Source organism: Pseudomonas auratipiscis, assembly GCF_036324085.1.
Taxonomy (GTDB): domain Bacteria; phylum Pseudomonadota; class Gammaproteobacteria; order Pseudomonadales; family Pseudomonadaceae; genus Aquipseudomonas; species Aquipseudomonas auratipiscis.
Map to the genome: position 1 here is coordinate 109,316 of NZ_JAZDCU010000001.1, position 13,441 is coordinate 122,756.

The following is a 13,441-nucleotide window of genomic DNA, read 5'->3' on the forward strand; positions in this document are numbered from 1 at the left end:
ATGACTGAACCCGCACATTTTCCGCTGTCTGCCGTGGTCGGCGCCGATGAGTTGAAGCTCGCCTTGTGCCTGACCGCCATCGATCCAAAGATAGGCGGCGTGCTGATCGAAGGCCCACGCGGCATGGCCAAGAGCACGCTGGCTCGCGGGCTTGCCGACCTGCTTGGCGAGGGACCGTTCGTGACCTTGCCATTGGGCGCGAGTGAAGAGCGCCTGGTCGGTACGCTTGATCTTGACGCCGCGCTGGGCCAGGGTAAGGCGCAGTTTTCCCCGGGCGTGCTGGCCAAGGCCGACGGCGGCGTGCTGTATGTCGATGAGGTCAACCTGCTGGCCGACCACCTGGTCGATCTGCTTCTGGATGTCGCTGCCAGCGGTACCAACCGGGTCGAGCGCGATGGTATTTCTCATCGTCACAGTGCGCGATTCGTGCTGATTGGCACAATGAACCCGGAAGAAGGTGAGTTGCGCCCGCAGTTGCTCGACCGCTTCGGTCTCAACGTTGTGCTCGCAGGTCATCCTGCTCCCGAGGCGCGTAGCCTGATCATTCGCCGGCGCCTGGATTTCGATGCTGACCCAGAAGCATTTTGCCTGCAGTGGGCTCCTGAGCAGGCGCATTTGCGCCAACGCTGCCAAACGGCCCGCGAGCAGCTGGCGCGCATTGCTCTGGATGATCAGGCGCTGGCACAGATCACCGAGCGCTGTTTTGCTGCTGGGGTAGACGGTCTGCGCGCCGATCTGGTCTGGTTACGCGCTGCTCGGGCGCACGCCGCCTGGCGGGGTGCTGAGCAGATTGAAGCCCAGGATATCGATGCAGTGGCCGAGTTTGCCCTGCGTCATCGGCGCCGCGATGTGCCGCCACAGGCTGAACAAGGCTCGGCGCCACAGCCTCCGGCTGGCCAGGACTCCAGCACCGAACAAGGGCAGGGGGCCTGGGGCGAGATCCCGCCACAAGCGATAACGACCGGTGCCCGTCGCGAGGTGCCGAACTGGGCAAAAAAGCCCTGAGCATCCGTCGGCCCCAGGCGGCGGATGCCAAACCCCGCTCGGGACCGATCAAGCAAGGGCCGCGCGGGCGCGCCCGCGAGGCCTTGCAAGGTTCGGTCGCATGGCCGGCAACCTTGCTCAAGGGCCGTCCGCTTCAGCGTCGCGATCTGTGTTGGCAGCAACGCACTGCCAGTGCCCATGAGCAGTGGCTGGTTATTGTCGATGCCTCGGCCTCGACCCGGCGCTACCAGGCATTGAGCAAGGCCAAGGGGCTGCTGGCAGCGTTGTTCGACCAAGCCTATCTCCAGCGCGTACGCCTGACCCTGCTTACCGCCAGTGGCAATGCGCCGCGTTGGCAGCGTCATGGTCTGAAAGCCTCGGCCGCCTTGAAGCCGTGGCTCGACAGTCTCGGCGCCGGTGGCGGTACGCCGCTGCTTGGCGCCTTGGAGCAGGCACGGCATTGGCTTGAGAAGCGTCAACGCCAGCATCCCGATGAGCAGCAGCGCTGCCTGATCGTGACCGATGGCCGGCTGAAAGCCTGGGAACCCCTGCAACCGTTGCCGTGTCCGAGCCTGTTGGTGGATATCGAGTCTTCGCCCGTACGCCTTGGGCGTGCCCGTTTATTGGCGCAGCAGATACAGGCTGATTACCGGTCGATTGAAAGTTTCAGCGTTGTGGAATAACTAAGGCGGGTACGAAACTGTACGAGGGGAGGGCTGTGACGCGTTGTCGCAGTTTGAACTTTTTTAAATAAAAAGTTGCTAGCCGCACAGCGAAAAAATGTGCGGCTATATGTTCAGCAGGTACGCCGGATAATTACTTTGGCATCGACCAAGGTTGCAAGTGGCAGCCTTGTTCTTGCAGCTCGGCGCGCATCTGTTCAATCAGATTGGCCAGTTGCTTGGGATCGGAGTAGGTGCTGCTTGGCACCTGCTTGCTGCCGATGCGGGTGCTGGTCCGGTCGATCACTGCCAAGCTCAGCTCACCTGTACCGTTAGGCGAATCCCAAGCAACACACTGGAAGGGTTCGAAGGCGTGGTCGGCAATCAGCAGTGCTTCGTTGACACGGAGCGAGGCGTTCATGGGTTCGGTCTCTCTGTGGGCCCAAACAAGATAATCAATAGCCGCGTTAGCGGTGAGTTACTTGTACTGATGCGCGCAGGGGGGGATCGAGTCACAACAATCTTCAAAATAATTTAATTATTTTTGGAAAACATACAGGTTGGCAGCCAGCGGCGACGCAGGAAGTTTAATAACAACACGGACTTAACTCCGTTTTCACGTTTTATGGACAAACGGTAGTGGGCGATTGACGCAACGTTGCTACTGTTACAGACGGGCCTGCCAACGTGCTGTTTCTATTTAAAATTCCATAATTGGCGCCAAGGAAAGGTCATGCTCGAACCTGTACCCAACCGTCGCCTGCTGATCGTTGACCCGTGCGACGATTGCCACCGTTTGTTGCCAGGCTTGCGCAATGTCGGCTGGGATGTTTTCAGCTCAACCTTGTCCTCGGCCCTGGAACAGCCCTGTGATGTCGGCTTGCTGCGTTTACAGGCATCACACCTGCAGCATCCGGATGCGGTCAAGGACCTGATCACGCGCAGCAATACCGAGTGGATCGCAGTACTCAGCCCTGACGAGCTGCGCATGCAGAATGTTGGCGACTTTGTCTGTGAATGGTTTTTCGACTTTCACACCTTGCCGTTTGATGTTTCGCGGGTTCAGGTCACCATCGGCCGAGCCTTCGGTATGGCGCGCCTGCGAGGCAAGGGCAGCGTGCATGTCGATGAGCTGGAGCATGAGCTGCTGGGTGAAAGCCGACCGATTCGCGAACTGCGCAAGCTGCTGAGCAAATTGGCGCCCACGGAGTCTCCGGTGTTGATTCGCGGCGAAAGCGGCACCGGCAAAGAGCTGGTCGCGCGGACCTTGCATCGCCAGTCCCAGCGCCGCGACAAACCCTTTGTGCCGATCAATTGCGGGGCAATTCCTGAAAACCTGATTCAGTCCGAGTTGTTCGGCCACGAGAAGGGCGCGTTTACTGGCGCCCATCAGCGCAAGATCGGTCGCATCGAAGCGGCCAACGGCGGCACGTTGTTCCTGGATGAAATTGGTGACCTGCCCCTGGAACTGCAAGCGAACTTGTTGCGATTTCTTCAGGAAAAGCACATTGAACGGGTTGGCGGTAGCCAGCCGATAGCAGTCGATGTGCGGGTTCTGGCGGCTACCCATGTGGACCTGGAAAGGGCCATCAGCAGCGGGCGTTTCCGGGAGGACTTGTACTACCGGCTCAACGTTCTGCAGGTGATCACCGCGCCCCTGCGTGACCGCCATGGCGACCTGTCGATGCTCGCCAGCCATTTTTCGCACTTCTACAGCCTGGAAACCGGACGCCGACCGCGCTCGTTCAGTGAAGACGCATTGGCTGCTATGGGCAAGCATGATTGGCCGGGTAACGTGCGTGAACTGGCCAACCGCGTCAGGCGTGGCCTGGTGCTCGCAGAAGGGCGGCAGATCGAGGCGCAGGACTTGGGTTTGCTCAGTCAGCATGCTTTCACGTTGAGCATGGGTACCCTTGAAGACTACAAGCACCGTGCCGAGCGCCAGGCGCTATGCGACGTACTCAATCGGCACAGCGATAACTTGAGTATCGCCGCCAAGGTGCTTGGGGTGTCTCGGCCAACCTTTTACCGCTTGCTGCACAAACATCAGATTCGCTGACTGCAGATCACGACCCAAAGCAACCGATCCGCAGTCATGCACTATTGCTTTCACCCAGCCCGCCATCAGAAGTAGTACGGGAATTTCAGGCTGAAGGAGAAGTCCGGAGAGTCGTCTGTCAGCCCGATGGACAGGTTGGGGACGATGGTCAGGTTATCGGTAGCGGCCAGGGTCATGCCGATGTTGAAGTTCGCCGCGTTGTAGTCGCTGCTGGAAATCGATTGCCAGTCACCGCCGTCAGGCTTGATCTTGCTTTTGCTGGCAAATTGGTCAGAGAACGAAAAGGACATGCTCATCTTTTCGTTCAGGGCAAAGGCAATACCGGCACCGATCTGCCAGGAGTCGCCGAGCTTCACGTCACCCGGGACCTTGGAGTTGACTGCCGGGCTGATGTCGCTGAACGAGTCTTCCATGTTGTAGGTGTAGGACAGGCTACCAAAGAGCACGGCAGGGTCGAAGGTCTTGACCAGTGAGATGCCGGGTGTGATCGCCCAGACACCGTTGCCGGTAGGCAGGCTTTCAGGCACCGCCAGGTTGTCGTTGGTCGGGTCGGTGACCAGCTTGATGCCATAGGGGTCATCCCCAGTCGGCGCTTTGACGCGCAGGGTGAACACCGCGTCGGGAAGGTTCTCGGATTCATCGAGGAATTTGTAGGCAACGCCAACGTTGATATCGCCTATGGTCGGGTCGCGATCGACGGTTGCATCCGATGTAGTCGGGCCGGAACCGCCGGCGCCACCCGACGAATAGGTCGACTGGCGATAGACCACGGGAACGTTAATGTCGAATTGCCAACGTTGCGCCAGGTTGTAGCGGGCCGTCAGGTCCAGGGTCCAGTTGTCGGCCTTGATGCGGTCAAGGTTGATGTTGCCAAGGAAAATCGAGTCCAGCGCGAGGAAACCGTTGAGCACCAGTGCGCGGGTGTCGTAGTGGGTGTAGGTGAGGCCGGTTTCGACGCTGAACTTGCCGCCACCGAAGAAGCCGCTGGCTTCGTCATACAAATTGGAAACGCTCTGCGCCGGTTCGGAGTCATCTTTGAGTGACTGCCCGTATGAACTGCCGGTGGTGCCAGGCGCGCCTGCGGCCACGGTCTGGCCGCTCCTGGGGGTTTCAGCTGGAGACTTGGTCAGGCGTCTGGGAGCAGGTGTAGCTGGTGCTTCTTCCACTTGGCGAACGCGCTGCTCGAGTACCATCAGCGCGTTCTGTTGTGCTTCGTAACGCTGTTTCAGCTCCATGAGTTCTTGTTTTAGTGCTTCGACCTGGGGGTCCGTTGCTGCGTAAAGCAATGTAGCCGGTGCCAGGGTACTCAAACAAACGACAGCTCTGAACGTTAACGATCGGTGCATGGGTTAGCCGTCCCTTCTGACTACATTCGATGAGACTCAGCGTAGATCAGTATCCGAGAGTACGAAGGCCTTTGAGTTGGTCCAGGTTGCCATTGAGCGAACCGGCGGTCGGCACGTTCTCACGCAGCACCACGTTCAGCGAGGTGAGGTTCCTGACCTGGTTGCCGCCACCGAGCAACGTCGTGTTCTGCATCAGACCGCCCTGGGCCAGGCGTTGTACGGTATTGCCCTGGTTATTGTTGGCAACAATGTTCATCTGTACACCAGACCCTGTGGAGGAAACGCTCAGCGAACCTGCGCCGTTCGCGCCGACCACGGTCGAGCCTGGGGCCAACGGTTTGCCTTGTTGTTGGCCGGCGGGTGCCTGGTTGGCCTTGGTGACTCTGATGTCCACGCCGTTGTAGGCTGTGTTGTTGTCGCCGGCGGCTCGCACGATCTGCGTTACGCCTTCGGTGCTGTTCAGGCCGGCACCACCATTGACGGTACCGGTACCCGTGCCGGTATTCCCTGAATGCGCCGTGCCATTGCCTTTTTCATTGATCATCGACACATAGAACTGGGGCTTGATGGTCGATTGCTGCACTTGCATCGAGGAGGTTGCGCCGATTACATCGCCTTTGGCGTTTTGCCATGTGCTGGTCATGACAACGCCGAAGCTGATGATGCGTCCGGGCATCACGTAGCGACCGCGCAGGTTCGCCAATTCCTGGTCCTTGAGCTCAATGGGTTGAAATGTCTGGGCCTGGATGGGCAGGCTGGCAGCCAGACATGCAAGGGTCAGCCAGATTGGAGTCTTCATTGCATGCTCCAGGAGCGTCGTGCTCACGTGTCATTAGAAGAAGTCGCTTTGGATGAATCCGAAATCCATCAACTCTGCGTCTTGCACCGGGGTGAAGTTGTTTATTTTTCTTTTGGCGGTAAGCGGCAGCGGCGGGTCGAGCAAGGCATTGGTCTTGTCGTAGCCTTGGCCGATGACGGCGAATATGATGCCGTTCCAGCCTTTGACAAAGTCGTCGATGGTGTAGCGCTTGTGGCCCAGTACCGGATCACCGATATACACCCAGCCTTTGTCGACTTTCTGTAGCACTACAAAGTGCTTGTAGCCGCGGATGTCCATCAGTACCACGACCGGAATGCGGACATTGTTCAAGGTCTCGGGTGCAACCCGATAGCCACGGGCGCGCATGCCCAGGCTTTCTACATAGCGCTTCATGTCGAGCATGGAGAAACCCTGGACGCGGACCAGGTCCTGGTCGGCGTGGGCGAGCATGCCTTCGATGATCTGCTCTTCGTTCACGTCCAGCCAATAGGCTTGACGCAGGATGGTCGCCAGCGCTGCGGCGCCACAGCTGAAATCGGTTTTCTGTTGAACCAGGTCAGCGAATTTGCGCTCGCGTACGCTTTGGATGGGCTTGAATACCACCGCACCACCGGGTAACACGGAAAGTGGCATCTGAGCAGCTTCACTCACACTGGCCACACAAAGCAAAAACGCCAAGGCAATGATGCGCATGGTCGGGCGCCTTCTGGTTCTGTTGAAAAAAGGCCCCCCGAAGGGGGCCTCCAGGCCATAACAATCAGAACGATTGGTTGGAGATGGCCAGCGAGTTGCTTTGCTGGTTGCCTACACCCGATGCCACGTTGACGCCGAGGTTGCCGCTGCCGCCGTTCACCGAACCGCTCAGGGTTGCAGTGTTGGTCACAGGGTTAGCCCAGCCGGTTGGGGTCAGCACTTGGTACGAGATGGTGTTGCTCAAGTCATAGGAGTTGGCCTCGCTATAACTTTTCGATACATCGTTGGCAGACTCGGACGATTTTTCGAACGACTTGTCGAACGAGGAAGCGGCCGCTTGTTCATACGAAGATTCGTGGGCTTTTTCATATGAAGAGTCGTGCGCTTTTTCATATGAAGAGTCACGCGATCTGTCGTACGAAGAGCTCAACGACTTGGAGAACGAGGCATCGAACGCGGTATCGAAGGACGACTCGTTGGTGTTTTGCTGCGAGGTGTTCAGTGATGCGTCCAGCGTTGCATCAAGCGACGCGCTGGCATCTACACTGCGGCTGCGTTCACGACGGCCGTCATCCCAGGTGACGTTCCCGGCAGCAGTTGCCGCAACGTTCAGCGCAGCGTTCAACGAAGAAGCCGAGGTAGAGCTCGAGCTGCTGTTGTTGGAACCGCTGGCGTTAGCATTGGCAGAACCGTCGACATTCCAGTTGTTGGAGCCACTGGCATTGGACGAGTTGGAGCCGCTGGCATTCCAGCTGTTGGAACCGCTGGAGGCAGTGCTGTTGGAGCCGTTCGCCGACGAGTTGTGGGAACCGCTCAGGTTCAGGCTCGAAGAGGAACTTCTGTTGTCGGTCGATTCGAATGTGCCTTCGCGAGAGGATGAGCCGCTGGAGGTTTTGGTAACCGTCAGCGTATCCACACGATAGGTCCGGTCGGCCCTGTTGGTGACTTCCAGGCCTGGGCCGCTTTGATCGGCGGAGGCGGTGGCGGTTGCACTACCAAGTCCTGCGTTGGTGTTGGCAATTGCCATGGTGTTTTTCTGTTGGTTCAGGTCGCCAGCGGCAATGTTGACACCCATGTTGCCGTCGGCACTGTTGGCAGACCCGCTCATCACAGCAGATGAGGTGGTGCCGAAGTTGAAGACCTTGTTGTTGTTGCTGGTTTGAACGACGCGAGCGGTGGCTTCGGCAGTACCGAAGACGAAGCTGTTGTCGATGGCACTGGCATCAGAAGCCGCGTTGGCAATGGCCGCGGCGTTGTCCTGCTGGTTGCCGGAGCCTGCAGCCACGTTGACACCGACGTTGCCGCTGGTGCCGCCTGCAGAGCTGCTCATTTCTGCTTCGTTTTGAACGCCTTCGTTCCAGATTTTATTGTTGGTACTGGTTTGCCTGTCGTGTGCGTTGGCCGTTGCATCGATATCAATCATTCTTTGAGGAGGCGTGTGGTTGTGATTGTGGCCATTACCACGCCGATCGTTTTGTTCAGCTTGTACAGCAACAGCCATGACCGCAGCAATTGCGAAAACCAGAGGCTTGAGTGCCATCGAGGGTTTCATGGTGATTCTCCGTACTTTATTTTAGGTTAAGTGTTGTTCTTACCTGTTTGGGTCAGTCCGCGACCCGTACGCTCAGGGTATTTGCTGTTCGATTTCCTACCCCGGCGCTCTGATTCAACTGGATCACCCCACGACTACCGGTGAATGCCTGATCACTGGTAGTGATCTGGCGATAGCCGGGTGCAGAGCCAGTTGGATCGGAGTTGTTGACCAGCGCCACGTTCTGTTGCATGAGGACGCTGTCATCGATGCTTTGCGGCTGATTACTGATACTGATACGAAGTGCGTTGGCTTGCTGGTTGCTGGCGCCTGCACTCTGGTTGACGCCTAGCGCGCCGGTGCCATTACTGAAAGAGTCGCCCTGAATGTTGGATTGGGCGGCGATCGAGGGGTCGACAATGCTGATCGAGCGTTGGCGAATGTCAGTGGTTGCACTGGCGCCTTGGCCGATGGCGAACGCCCGGGCATTGGCTTGTTGCAGCAGATCGCCAGCAGCCTGGTTCACAGCGAAGTTGCCCTGATACTGCTTGCCGGAATTGTCGATGGTGGCGTTATTGATGACTGGGGGTTGGGCAAAGGCCGATGCACTGCAAAAGGTGGCCAGAATCAGCAGCGTGTGCCTCATCTCACTTGCCTCCAGTCAGGATTTGCAGGGGCGCCAGACCCTTCTGGATGTTGGAGTTGACCATGTTGGAGATACCGTTGCCGGAGTTGCCGGATCGCCCGCCGGCCAGATTAGGCAATTGGTTCTGATGGTTGATATTGGCGCCCAGATTGTTGGTCTGTTGGGTGATCAGGGAAGAGATGCCTGCACCGCTGCTGACGCCGGCAAAATCACCGTCGCTCAGTTCGTTGGTCTGTCTGAGGATATGCGCGGAGGGATTGGTATTGACGGTGACCGGACTGGGGTCGGGTATGAGCGGGGCACGAACGGCGTTGCGCACTTGCACATCGCGAGTGATGACGACGACTCCGTTTTCGGCCTGGACTGGCAAGCTGAGGCTTGTTCCTAAAACGCAGCCGACCAGTAGGAGGCGATAAATGCCTTTATCTAGGGTTCCCACGATGGCGATTCCTTCTTCAGTGCGCTGGCCCTTTTCAGCGTTGTGAGGAGGAGAGCAGAAGCCGTGCCGCTTTTGGTTTTTGATTAAGAAACAAAGGCTTGGTGGGTAGTCGCAGAGAGGAAGTGATTTCGCTGTATCAACCGTGAGACATTTTTTTGCGAGGTTACTGCTTGGAGTGGTGGCTGCGGTGTCCGAAGGCTTTTTTAACCGACTGTATCGTCGGCTTAACACGGCCCCCAGAATTGGGGACCAGTGCGCAAAAACGGGGGCTATGGCCCACTGGGGTGTTACAACGCATTAACACTCGGTGGGGCAGGCTGGCGATTTGCCGCTAAGCAACTGCTGTACCGCGCTCAATACCGCCGCGCTACGCTGCGGCCAGTCACCGCCAATTACTTTGAAGGGTTGCTCGTTGCGCTGCAGCCAGCCGAGGCTGTCGGCGAAAAACGCCTGGCGCTGGCCAAGGTCGGGTTGGCAGCGTTGGCCATCACCTACCCAGCTCACGCCTGCCGGGTCCAGCAACAGATGCAGATCATAACGGCGTGCGAGCAGGGCCTGCTCGATCCAGGCCGGGCAATCACCAAACAGCACCCGGCTCCAGAGCAGATTGTTCAACAAGTGCGTGTCAAGAATCAGGAGTTCTGGCTGACGGGCCCGTGCGGCGTCCTCCCAGGCCAATTGGCCCTGGGCAATCGCAGGAATGTCGGCGTAGCAGGTGTCGCGGCCTTGCTCATCGATGAAGTGGCGTACGTATTCACCCACACATTCGCCACCGAAATGCGCCTGGATTTCGCCGCTCAACCAGCTCTTGCCGCTGGACTCGGGGCCGGTCAGCACCAGGACCTTCATGCGCTGACCAACGAAAGGTCGCGACGCCATTCGCGCCAGCCACGCACTGCAATCAAGGTGAACAAGGCGTACAGCGCTGCGGTCAAGTACAGCCCCTTATAAAGGAACAGGCCAACAAAAATCACGTCCAGTATCACCCACAGAGGCCAGCACTCTACGCGTTTTTGTGCCATCCATAACTGCGCGACCAGACTGAATGCGGTCAGCGCCGCGTCTAGCCAAGGTTGTGCAGCATCGGTCCAGGTCGACATCGCTGCGCCTAGAGCGAGGCTGCCCAGCAACCCCAGGCCGAGGCCCAATAGCAGCGGCTGGGTGGCAAGCTGGCTTACCTGACGGGCTTCGCGCTGGCGGTCTGGCCGCGTCCATTGCCACCAGCCGTAGACCTGCAGCACCGCGAAGACCAATTGCAAAAGCATGTCCGAGTACAAGCGCACTTCAAAGAAGATCCAGCTGTAGAGCAGCACCATGACCAGGCCAATGGGCCAGCACCACGGATTCTGCTTGGTCGTGAGCCATACGGCGATAACGCCGAGTACGGCGGCGAACAGTTCGAGGCCGGACATCGGCGTTCCTTGGCGGTTCGGAGGAGGGCGGCGATTGTACCTTGAGTCGCCTCGCAAGCCACACTCCAACCGCTATCGCTTTACACCCGGAACTGGCCCAGCAATCGATCCAGCTGTTCGCGCAGCTGGTTCAACGCCACACCGGCATTGCTCGACTGCTGTGCTGCCGTGGCGGTCTGGCGTGACAGGTCTGCGGTTTCAGTCACGTTGCGGTTGATCTCCTCGACCACATGCGACTGCTGCAGCGTGGCACTGGCAATCGAGGCGTTGAGGGCGGTGAGGTTGTGCAACGCTTGGCTGATGGCATCGAGGCTGACACCCGCTTCATTGGCTTGCTCGATGGTTTGCCGCGAAGCGGCGCTGCTGGCATCGATTGCCTTCACTGCCGCTTCGGATTGGCCCTGCAGGTGTTCGATCATGCTCTGTATTTCTGCCGTCGACTGCTGGGTACGTTGGGCCAGCAGGCGAACTTCATCGGCAACCACGGCAAAGCCGCGGCCTTGCTCGCCCGCTCGGGCCGCCTCGATGGCCGCGTTCAGTGCCAGCAGGTTGGTCTGCTCTGCAATCGAGCGTATTACTTCCAGAACACTGCCAATGCGGGTGCTCTGGCTGGCCAGGGTCTGGATCACCTGAACCGCTTCATCGATGGTGCCCGACAACTGATCGATCTGCTGCAGGCTGCCGTGGATACTGTGTTGACCCTGAGTGGCACGCTGTTGCGCATCACGCATTTCGCTGGAAGCCTGTTCAGCATTCCTGGCCACATCCTGCACGGCGTAGGTCACTTCATTTATTGCGGTAGCCACTTGCTCCATTTGCGCCGATTGCTGTTCGCTGTGTTGCTGGGCCTGGTTGGCATTGCTGCCGACATCGACCGCCGATTGCCCCAAGGCATGGGCCGCACCCTGCAACTGGCCGATGACACCCTGCAACTTGCCAGTAAAACGATTGAAATGCTCACCCAACTGGGTTACTTCGTCACGGCCGTGGGTGTCCAGGCGGCGGGTCAGGTCGCTTTCACCGCTGGCAATCATGGACATGGCATCGACCGCTTCCTGCAACGGCCGTGAGATGCTGCGGGCTATCAATGCCACCAGCAGGGTCATGATCAGGGCGATGCCCAGGCCCAGCAGTGAGGCATCGCGCAGCTGACGCATGAACTCGTTCTGCATGTCATCGATATAAACCCCCGAGCCGATGACCCAGCCCCAAGGCTTGAACAATTGGATGTAGGAGGTCTTTTCCACCGGCTCGCTGGCACCAGGCTTCGGCCAGCGGTAGTCGATGATGCCCGCGCCCTGGGCCTTGGCCAGTGTGACCATTTCGTTGAACAGGGCAAAACCATCGGGGTCACGAATGCCGGACAGGTCCTGTCCATCCAGTTTGGGGTTGGCCGGGTGCATGATCATCTTCGGCCCGAGATCGTTGATCCAGAAGTAGTCGTTCTGGTCGTAGCGCAGGCCGCGTACGGTATTGAGCGCTTGTTGCTGGGCAGCCTCGCGGCTCAGCGTACCAGCGGCTTCCAGCCCCTGGTAATAGGTGAGGATGCCGGCTGCGGTCTCCACCACGTGCTGGGTCTTCTGGGCCTTGGCCTGATACAGGTCGCCGTGGATCTGTCTGAGCATCAACAAGCCCAGGGTCAGCAACATCACCACCGCCACTACCAGAATCAGCCACAAGCGGCGGCTGATCGACATATTTCGCAGAGTCTTCATAGAACGGTCACCCCGGATTCTTTTTATTGTCCTGCGCATCCCAGCATGGTTTTTTCCCACCACCTACTCGACCAAGGGCTAAGTGCCCGATCTACCCAGGTGTGTAGTAGCGACCAGCAGCGTTTATACGAGAGGTCTGATAGGATTTCGGCCCGGTCGCGGCAAACCTGAAGGGTGACTGAACTTTTTTGCCGACTGTGCGACCAACTGTCGCGGTAAATCGACCGAATATTCGTAACAGCCTTGGCTTATGGAAACTACAACGGGGGCATGCCGTTGGCATCGCTTCGTGGGGGAATAATGAATCTTTGGACTGGCCTGCAGGCCGTCATTTTGGGTATTGTCGAAGGCTTGACCGAGTTCTTGCCGATCTCCAGTACCGGTCACCAGATTGTGGTCGCGGACCTGATCGACTTCGGTGGCGAGCGGGCAATGGCCTTCAACATCATCATTCAGTTGGGTGCGATCCTGGCCGTGGTCTGGGAGTTTCGGCGCAAGATTTTCGACGTGGTCGTCGGGCTGCCCAAGGAGCGTGAAGCGCAAAGGTTTACCGCCAACCTGCTGATCGCTTTCATGCCAGCGGTGGTATTGGGCGTGCTGTTTGCCGATCTGATCCACCATTACCTGTTCAACCCCATCACTGTCGCCACTGCGTTGGTGATTGGCGGTGTGATCATGCTCTGGGCCGAGCGCCGTGAGCATGTCATCACCGTTGAGCGTGTCGATGACATGCGTTGGACTGACGCCCTGAAAATCGGCTTTGCCCAGTGTCTGGCGATGATTCCGGGTACTTCACGCTCCGGTTCGACCATTATCGGCGGTTTGCTGTTCGGCATGTCGCGCAAGGCTGCCACCGAGTTTTCGTTCTTTCTGGCCATGCCGACCATGGTCGGAGCCGCAGTGTACTCAGGTTACAAGTACCGCGATCTGTTCCAGCCCGGCGATTTTCCGGTCTTCGCCATCGGCTTTGTCGTCTCGTTCATTTTCGCCATGATTGCCGTGCGGGCCTTGCTGCGCTTTATCGCCAACCATAGCTATGCCATGTTCGCCTGGTACCGCATTGTTTTTGGCTTGATGATCCTGGCGACCTGGCAGTTCGGTTGGGTCGACTGGGCCACGGCCCAGGGTTGAGTC

At 58.4% G+C, this 13,441-nt stretch carries 14 protein-coding genes and 1 pseudogene; 4 read left to right on the plus strand and 11 right to left on the minus strand.

The genetic code is table 11. The annotated features are described in order from the left end of the window. Complete coding sequence (locus V0R60_RS00495; protein ID WP_330078691.1) at nucleotides 1-1,005, plus strand: ATP-binding protein; 1,005 nt, start codon at nucleotides 1-3, stop codon at nucleotides 1,003-1,005. Nucleotides 1,006-1,088: 83 nt separating this feature from the next. After that, nucleotides 1,089-1,667 (plus strand): vWA domain-containing protein, encoded by a 579-nt coding sequence (locus V0R60_RS00500; protein ID WP_330078690.1) that lies wholly within the window; start codon nucleotides 1,089-1,091, stop codon nucleotides 1,665-1,667. Between the two features lie 133 nt (nucleotides 1,668-1,800). Here the strand turns inward: V0R60_RS00500 and V0R60_RS00505 are convergent, their stop codons facing one another. Beyond that, complete coding sequence (locus V0R60_RS00505) at nucleotides 1,801-2,067, minus strand: hypothetical protein (RefSeq protein ID WP_136476478.1); 267 nt, start codon at nucleotides 2,065-2,067, stop codon at nucleotides 1,801-1,803. Nucleotides 2,068-2,379: 312 nt separating this feature from the next. On the opposite strand from V0R60_RS00505, the gene V0R60_RS00510 reads away from it, so the two are divergent. Continuing rightward, complete coding sequence (locus V0R60_RS00510; RefSeq protein ID WP_330078689.1) at nucleotides 2,380-3,705, plus strand: sigma-54 dependent transcriptional regulator; 1,326 nt, start codon at nucleotides 2,380-2,382, stop codon at nucleotides 3,703-3,705. A gap of 65 nt (nucleotides 3,706-3,770) precedes the next feature. Here V0R60_RS00510 and V0R60_RS00515 read toward each other — a convergent pair whose 3' ends face one another. From V0R60_RS00515 to V0R60_RS26900, 10 genes and pseudogenes are all read right to left on the minus strand, one after another. Continuing rightward, nucleotides 3,771-5,051 (minus strand): transporter, encoded by a 1,281-nt coding sequence (locus V0R60_RS00515; RefSeq protein WP_330078688.1) that lies wholly within the window; start codon nucleotides 5,049-5,051, stop codon nucleotides 3,771-3,773. 46 nt (nucleotides 5,052-5,097) lie between these two features. Continuing rightward, complete coding sequence (locus V0R60_RS00520) at nucleotides 5,098-5,850, minus strand: hypothetical protein (protein WP_136476472.1); 753 nt, start codon at nucleotides 5,848-5,850, stop codon at nucleotides 5,098-5,100. A 33-nt stretch (nucleotides 5,851-5,883) separates the two neighbouring features. Next, nucleotides 5,884-6,564 carry a C39 family peptidase gene (locus V0R60_RS00525; RefSeq protein ID WP_136476470.1) on the minus strand — a complete coding sequence of 227 codons (681 nt, stop codon included), beginning with the start codon at nucleotides 6,562-6,564 and terminating at the stop codon, nucleotides 5,884-5,886. 64 nt (nucleotides 6,565-6,628) lie between these two features. After that, nucleotides 6,629-8,116: a heme utilization protein gene (locus V0R60_RS00530; protein WP_136476468.1), complete on the minus strand. Its 1,488-nt coding sequence runs from the start codon at nucleotides 8,114-8,116 to the stop codon at nucleotides 6,629-6,631. Between the two features lie 52 nt (nucleotides 8,117-8,168). Beyond that, a complete protein-coding gene (locus V0R60_RS00535) occupies nucleotides 8,169-8,741 on the minus strand; it encodes an adhesin (RefSeq protein WP_136476466.1) in 573 nt (190 codons plus the stop codon). Between the two features lies 1 nt (nucleotide 8,742). Next, nucleotides 8,743-9,180 (minus strand): hypothetical protein, encoded by a 438-nt coding sequence (locus V0R60_RS00540; protein ID WP_136476464.1) that lies wholly within the window; start codon nucleotides 9,178-9,180, stop codon nucleotides 8,743-8,745. A gap of 297 nt (nucleotides 9,181-9,477) precedes the next feature. Next, nucleotides 9,478-10,029, minus strand: coding sequence for an AAA family ATPase (locus tag V0R60_RS00545; RefSeq protein WP_330078751.1), 552 nt, complete (start codon nucleotides 10,027-10,029; stop codon nucleotides 9,478-9,480). Next, on the minus strand, nucleotides 10,026-10,592 hold the full coding sequence (gene pnuC, locus V0R60_RS00550) for a nicotinamide riboside transporter PnuC (protein WP_330078687.1): 567 nt from the start codon (nucleotides 10,590-10,592) through the stop codon (nucleotides 10,026-10,028). Before pnuC ends, V0R60_RS00545 begins: the two co-directional genes overlap by 4 nt. A gap of 80 nt (nucleotides 10,593-10,672) precedes the next feature. Next, nucleotides 10,673-11,407, minus strand: a complete 735-nt coding sequence (locus tag V0R60_RS26895) for a methyl-accepting chemotaxis protein (RefSeq protein WP_408005537.1) — start codon at nucleotides 11,405-11,407, stop codon at nucleotides 10,673-10,675. Between the two features lie 123 nt (nucleotides 11,408-11,530). Then, nucleotides 11,531-12,346, minus strand: a pseudogene (locus V0R60_RS26900) (cache domain-containing protein); the annotation flags it as partial. 261 nt (nucleotides 12,347-12,607) lie between these two features. Between V0R60_RS26900 and V0R60_RS00560 the strand changes: the two are divergent. Next, nucleotides 12,608-13,438: an undecaprenyl-diphosphate phosphatase gene (locus V0R60_RS00560; RefSeq protein ID WP_330078685.1), complete on the plus strand. Its 831-nt coding sequence runs from the start codon at nucleotides 12,608-12,610 to the stop codon at nucleotides 13,436-13,438. Nucleotides 13,439-13,441: the final 3 nt, after the last annotated feature.

Excerpts from the sequence above, each read along its gene's own strand:
- V0R60_RS00545 (WP_330078751.1), bottom strand. The coding sequence starts at position 10,029 with ATGAAGGTCCTGGTGCTGACCGGCCCCGAGTCCAGCGGCAAGAGCTGG.
- V0R60_RS00535 (WP_136476466.1), bottom strand. The coding sequence starts at position 8,741 with ATGAGGCACACGCTGCTGATTCTGGCCACCTTTTGCAGTGCATCGGCC.
- V0R60_RS00515 (WP_330078688.1), bottom strand. The coding sequence starts at position 5,051 with ATGCACCGATCGTTAACGTTCAGAGCTGTCGTTTGTTTGAGTACCCTG.
- V0R60_RS26895 (WP_408005537.1), bottom strand. The coding sequence starts at position 11,407 with ATGGAGCAAGTGGCTACCGCAATAAATGAAGTGACCTACGCCGTGCAG.
- V0R60_RS00510 (WP_330078689.1), top strand. The coding sequence starts at position 2,380 with ATGCTCGAACCTGTACCCAACCGTCGCCTGCTGATCGTTGACCCGTGC.
- V0R60_RS00560 (WP_330078685.1), top strand. The coding sequence starts at position 12,608 with ATGAATCTTTGGACTGGCCTGCAGGCCGTCATTTTGGGTATTGTCGAA.
- V0R60_RS00525 (WP_136476470.1), bottom strand. The coding sequence starts at position 6,564 with ATGCGCATCATTGCCTTGGCGTTTTTGCTTTGTGTGGCCAGTGTGAGT.
- pnuC (WP_330078687.1), bottom strand. The coding sequence starts at position 10,592 with ATGTCCGGCCTCGAACTGTTCGCCGCCGTACTCGGCGTTATCGCCGTA.
- V0R60_RS00530 (WP_136476468.1), bottom strand. The coding sequence starts at position 8,116 with ATGAAACCCTCGATGGCACTCAAGCCTCTGGTTTTCGCAATTGCTGCG.
- V0R60_RS00520 (WP_136476472.1), bottom strand. The coding sequence starts at position 5,850 with ATGAAGACTCCAATCTGGCTGACCCTTGCATGTCTGGCTGCCAGCCTG.
- V0R60_RS00495 (WP_330078691.1), top strand. The coding sequence starts at position 1 with ATGACTGAACCCGCACATTTTCCGCTGTCTGCCGTGGTCGGCGCCGAT.
- V0R60_RS00505 (WP_136476478.1), bottom strand. The coding sequence starts at position 2,067 with ATGAACGCCTCGCTCCGTGTCAACGAAGCACTGCTGATTGCCGACCAC.